The organism is Mesorhizobium sp. P170090 (assembly GCF_057786115.1).
On the sequence record NZ_JBYNWH010000001.1, the window covers coordinates 1,326,515 to 1,344,150 of the forward strand.

The following is a 17,636-nucleotide window of genomic DNA, read 5'->3' on the forward strand; positions in this document are numbered from 1 at the left end:
CGACGGGTGACCCGATGGCAGCGGCGAAAGAGGACCTGACCTGGCTCAACCCGCCGCCGCACCATGCCTTCGGCGATGGCATCGTGCATGTGCGCACCGCCGGGGAAACCGACTTCTGGCGCGAAACCTTCTACGGTTTCTGGCGTGACAATGGCCATTTCCTGTATCGGCCGGTCGAGGGTGACTTCAGCGCCGAAGTCACGGTCAAGGGCGACTACAAGGTGCTCTACGACCAGGCCGGGCTGATGCTGCGGCTGAGTGAAACGCACTGGATCAAGGCCGGCATCGAATACACCGACGGGCTGGCTTACTTTTCGGTGGTGGTCACCAACGACACCTCGGACTGGTCGCTGCTCAGCATTCCCACCGGCCCCGACGGCGTGCGCATCCGGCTGACCCGCCATGCCGAGGCGATCCGCATCCAATATCTTGATACCACCGATGGCAAGTGGAAGCCGGTGCGGCTGGCTTATTTCCCGATCTCCAAATCCGTCGATGTCGGCATGATGTGCTGCTCGCCGCAGCGCGAAGGGTTTGAGGTAACATTCTCCGGCTTTACTGTCGGCCCGCCGATTTCCAGGCAATTGCACGACTGACGGCCATATCGATGGCGGACTAACCGTCTGCCCGATGCTGGAAGAACTGCAAAAACAGCTCCCGTTCGGTGGTTATGTCGAGCTTCTCGTAGATGCGGCGGCGGTGGTTCTTCACCGTGCCGACGGCGATGCCGAGCCGTTCCGCGATGTTGGCGGTCGGATGTCCCGCCAGGATCAACTGAACCAATTCCCGCTCGCGCAGCGACAGTTCCGGCCACAGGCTCGCAGGAATGGTCGGCTCTTGCCGGGGCGAGGCGCCGGGGCCGGTCGGCGCCGATGTGCGGGAGAACTCGGTGCCGCGCGCCTTGATGTCGAGCGCATGCAAGGCCTCGAACACCGGCAGCCGCTCGTCCAGCACGGCGATTTCGCTCTCCTTGAAGGTGGAGGTCGAGCGGTCGAGGAAGATGCCGAGGCACCAGTCGCCGCCATCGGCCAGCATGATGCCGACCTCGTCGCAGATCTCCGACTGCGCCAGGAAGCCGGCTATGTACTGGCCGCGTTTGGCTTCGTCGTCGGCAAGCCGCTTCAGCGGCAGGATGCCCAGCCGGCGTTCACGCCGCCACGAGGCATAGAACGGGTCGAAGACGTAGTAATTGTCGAGATAGCGCCGGACCATCTCGTCGGAGAAGCGCCGGTGCTTGATGAATTCCGGCGTCTGCGTCGCCGAATATCGGGTCACGGTGACGAGATCGTGCTCGATATCGGCGCCGATCAGGTCGATCAGGCAGTCGACATGCCTGTCCGTACCGGTGGCGGCAATCGCCCTGGCGAGCGGCCCCCAGATATTGCCCATGCGCATGCCCTTTTCTCGGCTATCCCGGTCCGGCGGACATTGTGTCTTTTGGCATATGGCGCAAGGCCGCCCAAGGAATCTAGCTTGAGCCATCCTACAGCAATCCTGAGGCGACCGTGACCCAACCCAACCTCACCAGCCCCATCGTCGGCAATCCAATCGTCATCGGCATCGACGCCGGCGGCACCATGACCGACACGATCCTTGTCGACCAGGACGGCCACTTCAAGATCGGCAAGTCGGCAACCACGCCGAAGAACGAGGCCGAAGGCTTCCTCGCATCGGCCGAAGACGCGGCCGACGCCTGGGGCATCTCGCTGGAGCAGCTGTTCTCCGGCGTCAACGTCGTGCTCTATTCCGGCACCGGCATGCTCAACACACTGTTGTCGCGCACCGGGCGCCGGCTTGGCCTGATCACCACCAAGGGTCTGGAAGACATGATCCTGATGGGTCGCGGCCTGCAGGCCTGGGCCGACTATTCCTATGCCGACCGGCTGCATGCGGTGACCCACCATCATCCCGATCCGCTGGTGCCGCGCCGTCGCACCCATGGCGTCACCGAGCGCATCGACCAGTTCGGCGACATCGTGCTGCCGCTCTACGAGCATGAAGTCGCGATTGCGGCCAGGAAGCTGATTGCCGACAAGGTCGAGGCGGTCTGCATCATGACCATCTTCTCGCACGTCAATCCCGTGCACGAAAAGCGCATCGCCGAGATATGCCGCGAGGAGGTGCTGAAAGCCGGCGCCGACATCCTCATCTACACCAGCCACGAGGTCCGCCCGGTCATCCGCGAACAGTCGCGGCTGAACTCGGTGCTGATCGAAGCCTACGCGACGTCGCGCGGCCGCAAGCAGCTTAGGGGTATCGAGGACGTTTCGAAAAAATACGGCTTCAAATACGGCGTGCAGACGCTGCTGTCCTTTGGCGGCCTGACCTCAATCAACCATCCGCGCCTGCACGAAACCATGATTTCGGGCCCGATCGGCGGTATTCTCGGCGCGGCCTATGTCGGCAAGCTCATCGGCAACGACTCCCTGATCTGCTCGGACATGGGCGGCACCTCCTTCGACATGGGCGTCATCTCGCGCGGCCAGACGCGGATCGAGAACGAGCCGCTGATGGACCGTTTCAAGCTCAACGTGCCGACGCTGCATCTCGACACGATCGGCGCCGGCGCCGGCATGATCCTCAAGGTCGACCCGCTGACCAAGAAGGTCTCGCTCGGGCCGGAAAGTGCCGGATCCGATCCCGGCCCCATCTGCTTTGCCAAGGGCGGCACCGAACCCACCATCGCCGATTGCGACGCCATCCTCGGGCGCCTCAACCCCTATTATTTCCTCGGCGGCAAGGTCGTCTTGCACGTCGAGAAGGCGCGCAAAGCGTTTGAGGAAAAATGCTCCAGCATCCTTGGCGTCGGGGTCGAGGAGGCTGCCGAAGGCATGATCGACATGCTGGAAGCCGATGCCAACAACGCGCTGCGCCGGGTCATTTCCGGCCAGGGCATCCATCCCTCGGAATTCACGCTGCTGTCCTATGGCGGCTCGGGTCCGCTGCATCTGGCCGGCTGCTCCAGGGGCATCGGCTTCAAGGACATCATCACCTTCCAGTTTGCCGCCGCCTTCTCGGCCTTCGGCTGCACCACCGCCGATTTCATGCGTCGGCATTCGGTCTCGACGCAGCACGACATCGGCGCCCGCGCAAGCGATGACGAGCTGCTCGCTTTCGGCAAGAAGGTCACCGACGTCTGGAATGATCTCACCAAGGCGGCGGTCGACGAGATGATCAGCGACGGCCATATCAGAGACAAGATCAAGACCGTGCCGTTCCTGATGATGCGCTACACCGGCCAGCTCGAGGATGTCGAGGTCATGGCACCGCTTGCCGAGGTCAATTCGGCTGACGACATGCGCAGGGTCATCGACGAGTTCGAGGCGGTCTACGCCAAGGTCAACCATCGCGTTTCGCGCTATGGCGAAGCCGGCTTCACCATCACCGAGCTCGGATTGATCGCCACCGCCGACAAGGTCAAGCCGGTGCTCTTGAAGCGCCCGCTCGGCAAGTCGGCCCCGGCAGCAGCGCACAAGGGCGTGCGCGAGGCCTATATCGGGGGACGCTGGCACAAGGCCAATCTCTACGAGATGGACCTACTGCAGCCCGGCCATGAGGTGATTGGTCCGGCCATCATCGAACATCCCGCCACCACGCTCGTTGTTCATCCGCAGGACCGTGTCCACGTCGATGAGTGGACGCTGCTGCATTACACCCATTCTTGAAAGGGCACCGCCATGTTGGACAGACCTGCCTCGGCCCTGCGCCTTCGCGAACGGCTGCTCGATTCAGAACGGCTGATGGAAGAGACCGGCTGCTATGACGGCATCACCGAGCTCACGCTACGCAACCAGGACCCGCTGAAATTCGAGACGCTGCACACCAAGCTGCGCGCCTATTGCGTCTCGGCCCGCGAAATGGCCCGCCGCATCTCGGCCTCGCCCGGCGTGCGCGAAGTCGGCGAAATGGTGGTGGCGATCTATACGCCCGAGGGCGATGCGATCGCGCTGTCCAACGGCATCATGGTCCACGTCCACACGATGAGCCGCTTCATCAAATGGATGATCAAGAACAATTACGAGGAAAACCCGAAGATCCGCGAAGGCGACATCTTTGCCAACAACGATGCCTTCATCGGCACCGTGCAGGTGCCCGACGTCATGGACGTGGTGCCGATCTTCCATGAAGGCACGCTGGTCGGCTGGGCCGGTGCGGTCTGCCACGAGCTCGAAGCCGGCGGCATCACGCCCGGCGGCGACGTCTGCCTGGCGCAGGAGCGCTTCACCGAAGGCCTGTTCGTCTGCGCCGAGAAGATCGGCGAGAATGACGAGATCCGCCGCGACTACGTCATCCGCTGCGAGCGCAATCTACGCATGCCGATCTACTGGGTGCTCGACGAGAAGGCCAAGGTCGCCTCCTGCATCGACATGCGCGAAAGCGTCAAGCAGCTGATCTCCGAGATCGGCCTCGACTACTGGATGAAGGTGTCGAAGGAGTTCATCGAGGAGGGCCGTCGCGCCCAGCTCGCCCGCACCCGCCAGCTCACCGTGCCCGGCATTTATCGTGGCCACACCTTCTACGGCCATGTCACGACGGGCAAGCCCGGCTTCCAGCTGCTTGGCGATCCCGACTGGCTCTACAACATCCCGATCGAGATGGAGATCACCACCGACGGCAAGATCACCATGGACTTCGAGGGCACGCAGCCCTGGGGCTACCATTCGATGAACTGCACGCCGGCCGGCATGGATGGAGGCATGTTCGTCACCTTGACCCAGCACATGAATTTCGAGGGCCTGGTCAATGACGGCGCCTGGATGGCGACCGAGCTGAAGCTGCCGCCCGGCACCTGGACCAACCCCGACAATGAGATGGTGGCGACCGCCACATCCTGGGCGCTGCTGCTGCCGGCCTATGGCGTGTTCCAGCGCCTTTTGTCGCGCGGCTTCGTCGCGCGCGGCTTCGTCGAGGAAGCCTTCGTTGGCCAGGTCAACAGCCCGATGATCGAGATGGGCGGCGAAAGCCAGTACGGTACGCCGTTCGGCATGGCGCATTTCGAATGCGCCGCCGCCGGCTCCGGCGCGCTGGCCATCGCCGATGGCCTCGACACCGCCTATGTCGGCTGGAATCCGGAATCCGACATGGGCAACATCGAGGTCTGGGAACAATCGATGCCGATGGTCTATATCGGCCGCTCGATCGTCCCCAATTCAGGGGGCGCCGGCAAATATCGCGGCGGCTGTTCCTTCGTCTCGACCTGGCTGATCAACAAGACCTCGCACCTGCGACTGCACACCTCGGAACACTCCTCGCGGGTATTCGACAATGGCGGCATGTGTGGCGGCTATCCCGCGCCGACCTGCCAGAAGCATCGCGCGGTACGCAATTCCAACATCCATGAACTGGCGGCAAAAGGCGAACCGCTCGCGCATGCCCCAGGTATCGATCCGCATGTCTCCGACTACGAGAAGAACATCGGCGGCGACCATGCCGTGGTCGAAGGCCCCTACATCACCTCGCCGCACAAGTCGGGGGACATCTTCAGCCATTCCTACAATGGTGGCGGCGGTTACGGCGACGTGCTGGAGCGCGATCCGGTCAAGACCGCCTGGGATGTCGAGAACGGTTTTCTCACCCGCCAGGCGGCGATCCAGATTTTCGGCATCGTGCTGAAGGACGACGCCGAGGGTTATCCGGTTGCCGATATCGACGCCACCGTCGAACGTCGTGCCGCCATGCGCAGAGAGCGTCTGGCCAAGGCGATCCCGGTTTCCGACTGGATCGCTGCCGAACACGGCCGTGTCGAGAAGGCCGACTTCGCGCCCGAGGTGAAGAAAATGTATGCCAGCGCGATCAAGCTGTCGTCGCGCTTCACCAGGGATTTCAGCGATTTCTGGACCGTCGACGCCAGATCGATCTTCATGCCGGGAGCAAAGCCATGACCTCGTACAGCAAGGAAGTCCTCGGCGATCTCTCAGCCGGCAAGCTCCCCTGGCCTCAGACAAAGCGCATCATGAGCGCCTACAAGGACGACGACCGCTTCTTCAAGATGCTCGCCGTCTATCAGGACCGTGTCACCTGGAAGGACCCGATCCTGCTGCCGGTCTCGGATCACCTGTTCATCTGCCAGAGCGGCGACGAGCGCATCACCCGTTGCGAATGCGGCCACTCCTTCGGCGACTACCGCAAGAACTGGAAGCTCAAGGCCGCGATCAACGTGCGCAACACCGAGGCAGCGCTGCGCGAGATCTATCCCAACAGCGATATCCCCGATCCGCAATGGATGGAAATCCGCGAATTCATCTGCCCGCAATGCGGCACCATGCACGAGGTCGAGGCGGCAGCACCCGGCTATCCGATCGTGCATGATTTCGAACCCGATCTCGAAGGCTTCTACCGCGAGTGGCTGGGCAAACCGCTTTAGCGAAACTCGATGTTACGGCCGCGTTGCCGGCAAGGTAGCGCTCCTAGCCGGCGACGGACTATGAATAAACGCATCGTACGTCGCATCGGAGACTGCCCACCATGACAGACCTTTCCGGCCGCAGCGCCATCGTCACCGGCGGGTTTTCCGGCATGGGTTTCGCCATTGCTACGGCCCTGGCGCAAGCCGGCGCCAATGTCGCCGTCGGCTCCTACATCGCGCCCGCCGGCGCCGACAGATCCGACGCCGCCTACTATCCCGGCGCCGATGAACTCGAGCGCGTGCGGTTGGCCCTGTCGGCACACGGCACCAGGGTTTGTGCCGCCCATCTCGATGTCCGCGACAGCGAGGTGACCAACCGGTTTGCAGCCGACGCGCAGGCCGCCATCGGCCCGGCCGACATACTGGTCAATGCCGCGGGCACCACCGCAGAACAGCCGGTCTGCGGCCATTCCGACGCGCTGTGGGACAAGATCGTCGACACCAATCTCAGCGGAGCGTTCCGCGTCACCCGAGCTGTGCTGCCCGGCATGATCGAGCGCGGCTGGGGCCGTATCGTCAACATCGGCTCGACGGCGGCTTCCGTCGGCTGGAAGGACAACCCGGCCTACTGCGCCTCGAAGGCCGGGCTGCTCGGCCTTACCCGCTGCGTGGCGCTGGAAGGCGCCGCGCACGGTGTCACCTGCGTCATGATCAGCCCGACCTGGGTCGAGACCGAACTGATGCGCCGCAACGTGGCGCAGGTCGTCGAGCGTGAGGGCAAGGGCAGAACCGCCGAGGAAGCGATGGCCGAGATCGCCAAGGGCAATCCCCAGCAGCGCATGCTGCAGCCGCAGGAAATCGCGGCTCTAGCCGTGTTCCTGTGTTCGGATCTGGCCAAGGGCATCACCATGGAAAACATCCAGATCACCGGCGGGGCGCTGTGGTAGTGTGTTCTCCTCGCCTGATCAGAGCTGCCGTGCTGGGTGGGCTACCGGCTGACCTCTCCCTGTTCGCTGGAGCAATTCCACGAAAAGTGTGAACGGGTTCCAACAGGAATTGCATCAAAACAAAGGGTTAGAGCAGTTCGTCGTTCCCGCAAAACGGTGAACGGCTCCGATGTAAGACAAGGTGACCGGATTTGCCATTGAGCATGGCGTGCGATAGGTTATATTGCACTGCACAATGGAGATGCCGTTTATTGCACGCCCCTGTTTGCGGACATGCCGGCTGGCTTGCGGCCGGTCTGGCTTGCCGACCTTGGGCCGCGTCGCCGGGACTCTGAGATGAAAATTCCAAAGGCCCTGCTGGTCGACCCCGAGAAGAACTCGGTCTATGGCGCCTTTGCAGTGGCCGTATCGGTCTGGGCGTTCTCCTATTCCGTCATTTTCGGCCAGGTGCTGATCCTGGCCTACTACGCCGTCTGGCTTCCGCTTATCCTCGTCGACTACCGGCGCTTCCTGCGGCAGTTGTCTAGCGCCTGGCTGCCGTTGCTGTTCGCGGCCTATGTCTGCTTCTCCGTCTTCTGGTCGCAGGCGCCCGGCATCACCGCCAGAACCGCGGTCCAGTACTTTTCCCACATTGCCTGCGCCTATGTCGCGGCGCGCACCGTCAGCGTACGCACCCTGACGCTCGGCGCCCTGATCGGGATATTCTTCGTCCTGCTCTATTCGCTCAAGGTCGGGGCTTATTCCGAGGACGTGCTTGACGGCACCTACAACTTCGTCGGCGCCTTCGCCTCCAAGAACCAGGTCGGCTTCGTCGGCTCGCTTGGCATCTATTTCTCCGTCGTTTTTCTTACTTTCCTGCGGCGTGGGCGGCTGAGCTTCATACTAACGGTGCCTGTGGTGCTGTTGTCGGCCTTTGTGCTGGTGGTCTCGCATTCCGCCACCTCGATGGCCTCGATACCGGCGGTCCTGGCGCTGATTGCGCTTCTTGCTATGACCAAGCTTTTGTCGCGGCGCTATCGCCGGGTGATCTTCGTGGTCGGCGCTGGTCTGGTCGTCGTGGTGGCCGTTGTTGCGCTCAATCTCGGGCTCATGGACTTCGTGCTTGGCCTCTTTGGTAAGGATTCGACACTCACCGGGCGGACATATCTTTGGGAGCAGGGCTGGAACGCTGCGCAGCGCTCGCCGATCCTCGGCGTCGGTTATGCCGCCTATTGGGTGCAGGGCTTTGCCGAAGCCGAGCGGCTGTGGAACGAATTCTACATCACCACTCGCACCGGCTTCCATTTCCACAACACCTATGTCGAGGCGCTTGTCGAGCTCGGCTTCACCGGCGCGATAATGGTGTCGCTGATCTTGCTGCGCACGCTTTATGGTCACGTTTCGACGGTGATCTTCAAGGCATGGCAGGCCGAATCGGTGGTGCTCTTCGGCGTGATGGTGCTGCTGCTCATCCGCTCCTTCGTCGAGGTCGAGATCCTCAACCCTTACATCATGGGCTCGTTCCTGATGTATTTCAGCTACTTCAAGCTGGCGCGGCTGCCGGTCACCCGCACGCGCTGGTCGCCGGCCTTCGAGCCGGCGGAGGCGGCAAGGGGCGAACCAGCCTGGCCCGGGCATGCCGGCCGTCCGGCCGCCGATCAAGCAAGCCCATGCGTGTCACCCAAAACTGCATAGCGGCTTTGGAGCAGCGACATCCGCGTGAATTCCTTCAAAGCAGCGCGCCGTATCGGTTCGCGGCCTAAAATCGCACATAGCAAAATCTCCGCCAGGCGGGCCTGACGGAGATTGGAATTCTTTGCTCTGGATGGATAGAAAGCGCTGGATCGCGACGTAGTCCCACAGCCTACTGGCTGGCCGTCGGCGCCAGCTTCACCTTGATGACGTCGCCCGGCAGCACCGGCGTATCTTCCTTGGCGTCGATCTCGCTGGTCTTGCCGTCCGTCACGCGCACCAGCGAATAGATGAGCGCCGGCTCTTCATTGTGGTTTGTGATGGCGGCGGTCGTGGCCGGGTCCGATGCCTGGGCCATCAGGCCCTGTTGCATGTTGACCCTGAGTGCGGCTTCGTTGAGGTCTGCTTCGACCTGCTGCCGGTCGGCGGCAAGTCTCGAGTTCAACGTGTTCTGGGCATCGATGGCATCCTGCGTCGCCTTGCTGACCGACTGCTTGGCGGTGAGGATCGCCGTCTCATAGTCCAGGATCTTGCCCTGCAGATCGGTGACCGACTGTTGCGAGGAAAGCAGGCGTGCGTTGGCGACCAAGCCCTTTTGCGCCAGCGGACCGATACTGTCCGCCTGCTGCTGCGCCAGGTCGACCTGCTTTTGCTGGTTGACGATCTTTTTCTGCAGCGCCTCGATTTCGGACTGCAGGACCCCTTTCAGATCGTCAAGCGCCTGCAGCTTCAGCTTCAACGCTTTCTGGTCGGAGATCAGGATCTGCATTTCGTCGGCGACGATTGTCGCCAGGCGCGGGTCGCCCTCGACTTCCTTAGGCGCCTCGAAACTCTCCTTGCCGGCGAGATCGGCATCGATGCGGGCACGCTTGACGATCAACCGCACGCGCTGGTCGTCATAAATGTCGAAATTGCCCTTGGCGGTGATCAGATCCTTGCCGAGCTGGGTGCCGAAATCGGCGTTGCGCCGGATGCCGCCGGCGATGCTGATCGCCTTGAGCACGGTCAGCTCCGGCACATAGGGAAACTGGCCAGGCGTCTGGATCTCGCCCGAGATGTAGAACGGCCGGAACTGCACCATATCCACCGAGGCTTCCGGCTTGTCCGACAAGGCAAGCTTGCGCTGCAGGGCGACGCTGATCGCGGTCGCAACCTCCGACGTGGTCTTGCCGGCGGCCGGCAGTTCGCCGACGAACGGCACCGACAAATTGCCGGCTGGACCGACCGAATATTCGCCGTTTACCGCCGACCAGTCACGGAACGTGCCTTCCACCGTCTGCCACTCGGCGACGCGGATGTTGAGCTTGTCCTGCGAGCCGAGCCGGTACTCGTCGGCCATGGCCGGAACCGCGAGCGACAGAGCGAGGCACGTGGCGACGAGCCGTGCCGGCCGCATCGGGCCGGCAAGGCGAAAATACGCTGATATGTCTGTTTTCAACTGAACGTTTCCGATCCGTTTTGGCCCCATCCGCCCGATAGGCCTGCTGCCGAGTGCCTCCTTCGGAACCTGGCAGAATACTATGGCTGCAATGCGAGACCGGCCCATCGCCGAATAGCTTTGGACCGGATTGGCTTCGGGCCGTACCGGCCCGATTGCTGACCAGTTGCGGTCGGTCAGTAGGAACCGCGCGACATCCACACCGCAGGCACGGTCTTGAGGATGATGCGAACGTCTTCGAACAGCGACCAGTTCTCGACATAGTGACGGTCGAACGCGACGCGACTGTCATAGGAGACATCGTTGCGTCCGCTGACCTGCCAGAGCCCGGTCAGGCCCGGCCGCGACTTCAAATAATAGACCGCGGCGCTGCCGTAGATCTCAAGCTCGTCGCGCACCACCGGGCGAGGCCCGACAAGGCTCATGTCGCCCTGCAGGATGTTGATGATCTGCGGCAGCTCGTCGAGGCTGAGCTTGCGCAGAACGGCGCCGACGCGGGTGACGCGCGGATCGTTCTTCAGCTTGCGGGTCGCGATCCATTCGGCGTTGGCTTCCGGATTGGCCGCGAGATAGGCGGCCAGCACACGTTCGCCGTCTTCGACCATGGTGCGGAACTTGAGGCAGGGGAAAATCCGCCCACCGCGTCCGATGCGCTTGTGGCCGTAGAAGATCGAGCCGCCGTCGGAAAGCTTGACCAGAAGGGCCACCATCAGGAACAGCGGGCTAAGCGCCACCAGGCCGACAAGTGAACCGAAAATATCGAAACTGCGCTTCAGCAGCCCGCCGATGGGTGGCGGAAAATCTACGCCGACATGCGAAAATGCCGCATTGGCCGACTTGGCAACGTCCCTCATGCAAAAGCTCCATACGTTGAACGGATGGTTTATGCCACGATACCAAAAAAATGCTGCAGCGCAACACACAATTTCCCATATGGCTGAAATAGTCACGTCAGGAATTGACTAAATAATAAACCCTCCTTGCCCAAATTTTGCCCTTTATGGCGGGTTTGTGACGAATAATTAGCAACCGTAGGGAAAGTAATGCATTTTTTCGGCGGGTTTTGGGCAAATCGTCCTTTGCCGCAGAGGGAACGGCTTTAACTGATTTTCGAATCACTGGCTTTGCTAAATTAATCAAGTAAAATACTAATTCAACGTTGTAGATTCTACTGTAGTATAAAGCGCATGACGAGTTAGGTCACCACCCCTGCGTGTGCATCGCAGCATGGCGGAGTCCAAGCCGCCGCCAAGCCGAAAATTATTGCAGGTTGCCCTTGCCGTCAGTTTCGCGCCTTAATAGAGTCGCAAATTATTCCTGATAGAGTCTGGATGGGTTGGGAAGGCCGGAAGCAACCGGCCGAAAAAGAGCAGCTAAATAAGCTCGCATGGCGAATGGGGAGATACTCGGGTGGGTAAGTCATCGCTTTTGCATGCTCGGGCCGGTTGACGGGCCGCCGAACATGTCATTACCAAAATTCGTCATTGGAATGGTTTTCGCCCTCGCGATCGTGGTCGTGTGGTCCTATGTCGACGGCGCGACGGTCACCACAACGGTGCTTCGCGTCATCGGCTGCGCTGTCCTCATCCAAGTCGGTTATTTCCTGCTGGTGTATGTTATGATCGCCAGGAGCGCGCCGACATCGGCCGACAGGGCTCGCGACGCCGAAAGAAGCCTCGGCGCCGACAAGGCGGTTGAAGGCGAGAAGCTCTCGGCGAGGCGCAGCGTGCATTGAGCAGTCTGAAGCCGCAAGGTCGGCCTCGGATCATCTTGCAGCCGGACTCAGTCTGCTTCGGCCGGCTCGGGTTCCGATTGCTCGCCTGAAAGCATTTTCGACAGGCGGCTGCCGGCCTTCGCTTTCAACCTCTGATATTGCCCGACTTCGACGATTCGTCCGTTTTCGACTGCAACCACCCAGTCGGCGAAGGCGATCATCGATGGCCTGTGCGCAATGGTCAGGATCGTCATCGATCCGCGCAAGCCGTCGATCGACTTGGCGATCAGGGATTGGTTCTGCCAGTCGAGCGCGCTGGTCGCCTCGTCGAGAATGAGCAGCGAAGGTTTGCGCAGCAGCGCGCGCGCCAGCGCGATGCGCTGGCGTTCGCCGCCCGAGAGCCGGACGCCGCGGTCGCCGACCACCGTGTCGAGCCGCAACTCCAGCCGCTCGACGAAGTCGGCGCCATGCGCAGCGCGCAGTGCAGTCCACAGCTCCGCGTCAGTGGCTTGCGGCGCGGCAAGGCGCAGATTGGCGGCGATCGTATCGTGCAGCAGGAACACGTCTTGCGGCACATACGCCACCTGGTCGCGCCAGCGCCGGCGGTTGGCGGCGCCGATCTCGACGCCATCGGCCAGGATCTTGCCCTCGCTCGGTTCGAGCAGGCCAAGCAGCATGTCGGCAAGCGTGCTCTTGCCCGATCCTGACGGACCGATCAGCGCCGTTACCTTGCCGGCGGGAAGGCCAAAGGTCACATCGCTCACCACCGGCTTGCCGCCGGCCTCATAGGCAAAGGAGACATTGCGGATGTTGAGCCCGACATCGAGCGACAGCTTGGCATCCGATTCGAGGTTTGCCGGCTCGCGCTCGGCATCGAAACGCGCCTGCATGTCGCGCATCGAGGCATAGGCCGGCAGATTGATCAGCACCTGCTGCGCCTGCATCTGCATGTCCATGAAACGCGGCGCGATGCGCATGAACACCAGAAGCAAGACTACGATCTCGGCCAGTGAGAGGTTGAAGCGGACCAGGGCGACATAGATGAACAGGCTCAGACCAATGACGCTGGCGACCTGGAACAGCGCGGTGCCGATGGTGCTGTTGCGCACATAGTTGATGTTGTCGGCCTTCATCTTCTCCAGCGTCGCGCGAAGCTGCGCGTAATAGGTCGCCTCGACATTCAGGCTCTTGGCCACCTTGATGCCGCCGAGGAACTCCGAGACCGTTCGGTACTGCTCCTGGCGATTGCTGGTCAAGACCCGGCCGAAGGCGCTGGCTCGTGCCCGAAACGGCTGCAGTGCCAGGAAGGTGACGATGCCGACGACAATGGCAAACGCCGTCATCACTGGCGAAATGAACAGCGAGACAACGAGATAACCCGCCAGAAGCACGGCGATCTGCACCAGCATCAGTAGCGAGAACGCCGCCGACTGCACGCGGTCGATATCGCCGGTCAGCGCATGGTCGAGATCGGAGCTGCGCATGCGCGCGAATATCCCCCACCGCGCCTTGCCGATGCTCTCGAACAGGTTCATGCGCAGGCGATTGATGAAGTCGAGCAGCAGTCGCGCCATGTAGACGGATTTATAGCGGTTGAACGCTGCCTGCAGCGCGACAAGCCCGACCAGCAGGCAAAGCACCGTGGTCAATTGCAGCGTTCCGTCCGGAGCCAGCCAGCGCACCCAGTCGCGGTCAGGCAACCTGACCGCGAAATTCTGCTCGGGTCGCCCGACCAGATGCAGCAGCGGCACCAGAAGCAGGATCGAGATGCCTTCGGTCAGGCTTCCCAGGATCAGGAACAGCAATGCCGTGAAGGTCCTGCGCCCGCCGATCCGGGCCATGGCGGCGCCGAAACCGGCGACATCGCGGTAAAACGAAAAGCGCAGGATCTGCGATGCGGACATGTCAGTCACCGCGGCCCTTTGTCGGCCGCCAGATCGTTTTCGATCAGGGCGACGGCTTCGCCGATACGGTCGAGCCCGGTGGGCACTTCGAGGCGACAGACGCCGATCTGGCTGGCCAGGGCCGCGCATTGGCGAAGATGTGTCGTGGCAAAATCGCCGACCAGGGCTGGACGGCCGAAACGCGTCACATAGGAAAATTTGATGATGGCCGGCAGGGCGCCGATGCCTGGCAGCGGCGTGATCGCTGCTTTGTCGCTGCGCTCGAGGATATAGATCCGGGTCGCCGGCACCGCGTCTGCCGCAAATCCGGCGTGCAGGCGATGCTGCATCTTGTCGATCGCCGCATGCACCTGCGGGCGTATTTCTGCCTGGCGGATGGGAAACGCGGCGACCGCATCGGCGGCGAGTTTCAGCTGCGGAAAACCCGGAACGATCATCGGCCGGTCCGTGAGATCGAGCGCCACGACATCGTCGGTCAGCAAGCGATGGCCGGCGCGGATCATCGCGCTCGCGGTCGTCGATTTCCCGGCGCCCTTGTCGCCCATGAAAACAGCGCTCTTGCCGCCGACGGCAATGGCGCTGGCGTGCAGGATGAGCAGGCCGCGCTGGTGCAGGAGCAGTGCCATGACCGGACCGAGCAGCGGAAACGCCAGCAGCGCGTCGTCGACATTAGGCGCCGGCTCCACCTCGATGCGGCAGGCATCGGTGATCAGGAAGGCGCCGACCGTCCGCCAAGCCAGATATTGCTGCCGCGGCTCGAAACGGAAAGCAGTTCCGGTCTCGGGCGAGGGTTTTGGCAGGTCGATCAGGCCGACCGTGATCAGCACATCGACCGCCGCCGGCGCGCTCGGCTCTAGCTCAGGCAGTTCGATCTGCGAAGCGATCGTCAGCCCATAGGCTTTGTAGAAGTGCTGTGCGCGAGCAGCAATTGCATGGCGCTCATCAGCGGCAAGGGGCATGTTGGCCGGCATCATCAGGGGCTCCCGCGCTGTTGCACCTGCCGCAGCCACAACGATAGCGAAATCGAACGCCATACATACTGGACATCGGGCAAGGTGGCGGCCTCGGGTTGGCTGGAAATGCGGCCATAGGCGGCGGTCACCTCAGGCAGGTTGACGTAAGGGGCGATCCGCGCCGCATCTTTCACCAGCACCTTGTCCAGGAGATCGCGGTGATTGCCGAGCATGCCTTTGACCAGGTTCGAGGTGAAATCGATCTTGTCGCGCCGCCACTGCACTGCCGGCGGCAAAATTCCTTCCATGGCGCGGCGCAGCACCGAGCGGCCAAAGCCCTGGTTCAGCTTTTCCGCGCCGGGCAGTGTCAGGCAGAACTCGACCAGAGGCTTGTCCCAGAAGGGGTAGCGCGGCTCGACGCCGAAATTCGCCGCCGCCTTGTCGAGTACCTCGAAGGCGTGCGGCACCATGCCGTTCGACAGCAGCCAGCGATGGGTCAAGGTCTCGCTGGCGCTGACCGCGGGCGGCATATAGCCGGCCCTGCGGAACCGTTCGACGAGGTCGGTGCGCATCGCCAGGTCCGGATTGATCAGGCCGCGCCAGCTCGTCGCCGGCCGCCCAGTGGGATGGCGCCGCAATTTGCCAAGCACGCGGTTCGCGAACCGCTTGATTCTCGCGACGCGCCAGGCAGGCCCGTAGAGGGTCAGGAACTTGTAGTAAAGGCCGAGCATGCCGTCGCCATAAGTGTTGGAAGCGCTGCGCAGCTCACGCCACAGCTCCATCCATTTGCCGGCATCGGCGAGTTCGTGCAGATGGCCGTGGCCTTGCGAAACCACCTCGTCGCCACCATGGCCGTCCAGCAGCACCTTCATGCCCTTGGCGCCGGCCGTCCTGTAGATGTCGCGGGTCAGCGACAGGCCGGGGGCCAGGAACGTTTCTTCCTGCTCCTCCAGAATGCGTTCGAATTCCGCGAAGGGCGCGTAGTCGCCGACGGAAATCAAAGTGCCGTCGACCTTCTGCTGGCCCAGCACCGCCTCGATGAACGGACGCTCATCCATCGGCGAGCCCTTTTCGAACACCAGCGAGAAGGTCGGCAGCCTCGGTCTTTGCTGGGCGGCATTCTGCAGGCCCGCCACGCAGGCGATCGAGGAGGAATCGAGGCCTCCGCTCAGCATCGCCCCGACCGCAGGCGTGCCGCGCATGCGGTTGCGGACCGATTGCGAGAACAGATGGCGGAATTCCTCGGCCGTGTCCGCCCGCATCGGTCTTGGCGACGGTTCGATCTGCCAGTAGCGGCGCAACACCACCTGGTTCCCGGTCACCGTCAGGCTATGGCGCGCCGGCAGGCGGAAGATATCGGCATAGGCAGTCGATTGCGGATCGTCGGGCAGCCCGGCGAGGAAGCCGGAAATCTGGTGTTCGCTGATGCGCATGTCGACGCCGCCGACATCGAGGATCGGCCCGATCTCGGAAGCAAAGACGAAACGCCGGTCGCTCGAATGGTAGTAGAAGGGTTTGACGCCGAAATGATCGCGCACGCAAAACAGCTTCTGGCGCTCGGCGTCCCAGATGGCAAAGGCGAAGTCGCCCTGCAGATATTCGGGACAGGCTTCGCCCCAGCGCAGATAGGCGCGCATCACAAGCACGGCGTCGGCAACCGAATTGTCCCGGATGCCGAGCCTGGCCAAGAGTTCGTCGCGGTTGTCCAGCCGGCAATCCGCGGTGATTGCGAGCTTGCCGCCGGCCATGGTCAGCGGGCCGGGGCCGGCTTCATCGGTGGTGTTGAGCCAGGCGTGGCCAAGAACGACGCCCTCGTCGATCCACCACGAACTGCCGTCAGGCGCGCGATGCTGCATGCGGGCAAGCATGCGCTGGATGTCGGCCGCGGCGGCCTGCCTGCCTTCCTGCCTCAGCAGAATTCCGGCGACGCCGCTCATCGCTCACTGGCCGTGGTCGACGAGATGGTTAAACCCGCCAAGCGAGCCGCCGAGCACGATATGGTCGCCGCTGACCAGCCAGGCATGCGCCTTCAACTCGGTGCCGGTATCGCGCTCGATGCCGATGCGGATTTTTGAGGCGTTGCCCTGGCGGGCAAGCAAATATTGGCCGGAAAGCGCTTGGGTCAGACAGCTTGCGCCAGGCACCAGGCGGGCAGCCGCAGCCACGCCCCAGGCGACACGCCTGAGATCGCCGATGTCGGCTGGTTCGCGCGCGTCGAGCCGGGTCACCATGCGGCGCACTTTGTTGTAGGAAAGCAGCGTCAGCCCCAGCCGCACCGCCACGACCACCGCAAGGCAGTGGGCGAGAAAGAGCATCTCCGGCCCGCTAAGTGAGAAAGCTCTAGACAAGTTCCTCATCATGGAGCCTCGCAAGCCCGGCGTCCGCCAAGCCCTTCAACAATCCATCGACATCGGCCTTGCAGCGTTCCGGATCGACATTGTAGCGATCCAGCACGGCGCTGCGGATTTCGGAAATCGGCCGCGGCTCCTGGATCAGCTCCCAGATATAGGCGCCGACGCTGTTCAGGCTGTAATAGATGTTGGACCTCATATCGAGCAGCGCCAGGCCGTTGCCGAATTCGCAGGCCACGGCATCCTTGCTCGCGCTCATCCGATCATGGTCCGTGGGGTTCCAGTCCATTCCTAAACCTCGCTCACAACCAA

The 17,636-nt window shown here is 62.5% G+C and carries 15 protein-coding genes; 7 read left to right on the top strand and 8 right to left on the bottom strand.

Annotated features, from left to right (window positions below; all coding sequences use genetic code 11):
- Nucleotides 1-14: 14 nt before the first annotated feature.
- Nucleotides 15-596 (top strand): DUF1349 domain-containing protein, encoded by a 582-nt coding sequence (locus AC3EML_RS06570; RefSeq protein WP_023738080.1) that lies wholly within the window; start codon nt 15-17, stop codon nt 594-596.
- A 19-nt stretch (nt 597-615) separates the two neighbouring features.
- On the opposite strand, the gene AC3EML_RS06575 is transcribed toward AC3EML_RS06570, so the two are convergent.
- Nucleotides 616-1,395: a helix-turn-helix transcriptional regulator gene (locus AC3EML_RS06575; RefSeq protein ID WP_352521728.1), complete on the bottom strand. Its 780-nt coding sequence runs from the start codon at nt 1,393-1,395 to the stop codon at nt 616-618.
- A 110-nt stretch (nt 1,396-1,505) separates the two neighbouring features.
- Between AC3EML_RS06575 and AC3EML_RS06580 the strand changes: the two genes are divergently transcribed.
- The 5 genes from AC3EML_RS06580 (at nt 1,506) to AC3EML_RS06600 (ending at nt 8,967) form a co-directional block, all read left to right on the top strand.
- Nucleotides 1,506-3,665, top strand: a complete 2,160-nt coding sequence (locus tag AC3EML_RS06580; protein ID WP_352521727.1) for a hydantoinase/oxoprolinase family protein — start codon at nt 1,506-1,508, stop codon at nt 3,663-3,665.
- Nucleotides 3,666-3,677: 12 nt separating this feature from the next.
- The gene (locus tag AC3EML_RS06585) at nt 3,678-5,882 is read left to right on the top strand and encodes a hydantoinase B/oxoprolinase family protein (RefSeq protein ID WP_352521726.1); all 2,205 of its coding nucleotides are present in this window, start codon (nt 3,678-3,680) and stop codon (nt 5,880-5,882) included.
- Nucleotides 5,879-6,364 carry an acetone carboxylase subunit gamma gene (locus AC3EML_RS06590; RefSeq protein ID WP_023729650.1) on the top strand — a complete coding sequence of 162 codons (486 nt, stop codon included), beginning with the start codon at nt 5,879-5,881 and terminating at the stop codon, nt 6,362-6,364. The genes AC3EML_RS06585 and AC3EML_RS06590 overlap by 4 nt, the downstream gene beginning before the upstream one ends.
- 101 nt (nt 6,365-6,465) lie before the next feature.
- Nucleotides 6,466-7,293, top strand: a complete 828-nt coding sequence (locus AC3EML_RS06595) for an SDR family NAD(P)-dependent oxidoreductase (RefSeq protein WP_023684241.1) — start codon at nt 6,466-6,468, stop codon at nt 7,291-7,293.
- 336 nt (nt 7,294-7,629) lie between these two features.
- Nucleotides 7,630-8,967: an O-antigen ligase family protein gene (locus AC3EML_RS06600; protein ID WP_023684240.1), complete on the top strand. Its 1,338-nt coding sequence runs from the start codon at nt 7,630-7,632 to the stop codon at nt 8,965-8,967.
- Between the two features lie 169 nt (nt 8,968-9,136).
- On the opposite strand, the gene AC3EML_RS06605 is transcribed toward AC3EML_RS06600, so the two are convergent.
- Together AC3EML_RS06605 and AC3EML_RS06610 are read right to left on the bottom strand one after the other, a co-directional pair.
- Entirely contained in the window at nt 9,137-10,360 is a 1,224-nt protein-coding gene (locus tag AC3EML_RS06605; RefSeq protein WP_352521763.1) for a polysaccharide biosynthesis/export family protein, read from the bottom strand.
- A 218-nt stretch (nt 10,361-10,578) separates the two neighbouring features.
- The gene (locus tag AC3EML_RS06610; protein WP_023668816.1) at nt 10,579-11,256 is read right to left on the bottom strand and encodes a sugar transferase; all 678 of its coding nucleotides are present in this window, start codon (nt 11,254-11,256) and stop codon (nt 10,579-10,581) included.
- Between the two features lie 635 nt (nt 11,257-11,891).
- On the opposite strand from AC3EML_RS06610, the gene AC3EML_RS06615 reads away from it, so the two are divergent.
- The gene (locus tag AC3EML_RS06615; protein ID WP_352521724.1) at nt 11,892-12,137 is read left to right on the top strand and encodes an exopolysaccharide production repressor protein; all 246 of its coding nucleotides are present in this window, start codon (nt 11,892-11,894) and stop codon (nt 12,135-12,137) included.
- A 47-nt stretch (nt 12,138-12,184) separates the two neighbouring features.
- Here the strand turns inward: AC3EML_RS06615 and AC3EML_RS06620 are convergent, their stop codons facing one another.
- Genes AC3EML_RS06620 through AC3EML_RS06640 form a run of 5 tightly spaced genes read right to left on the bottom strand, consistent with a single transcriptional unit; the run spans nt 12,185 to nt 17,583 of the window.
- Nucleotides 12,185-14,020: an ABC transporter ATP-binding protein gene (locus tag AC3EML_RS06620; protein WP_352521723.1), complete on the bottom strand. Its 1,836-nt coding sequence runs from the start codon at nt 14,018-14,020 to the stop codon at nt 12,185-12,187.
- A 5-nt stretch (nt 14,021-14,025) separates the two neighbouring features.
- A complete protein-coding gene (locus AC3EML_RS06625) occupies nt 14,026-14,994 on the bottom strand; it encodes a phosphoenolpyruvate carboxykinase (ATP) (RefSeq protein ID WP_352521722.1) in 969 nt (322 codons plus the stop codon).
- Nucleotides 14,994-16,910, bottom strand: coding sequence for a lasso peptide isopeptide bond-forming cyclase (locus AC3EML_RS06630; protein WP_352521721.1), 1,917 nt, complete (start codon nt 16,908-16,910; stop codon nt 14,994-14,996). Before AC3EML_RS06630 ends, AC3EML_RS06625 begins: the two co-directional genes overlap by 1 nt.
- Nucleotides 16,911-16,913: 3 nt before the next feature.
- Nucleotides 16,914-17,288 (bottom strand): lasso peptide biosynthesis B2 protein, encoded by a 375-nt coding sequence (locus tag AC3EML_RS06635; protein ID WP_023702339.1) that lies wholly within the window; start codon nt 17,286-17,288, stop codon nt 16,914-16,916.
- A gap of 25 nt (nt 17,289-17,313) precedes the next feature.
- Nucleotides 17,314-17,583, bottom strand: coding sequence for a PqqD family protein (locus AC3EML_RS06640; protein WP_245259933.1), 270 nt, complete (start codon nt 17,581-17,583; stop codon nt 17,314-17,316).
- Nucleotides 17,584-17,636: the final 53 nt, after the last annotated feature.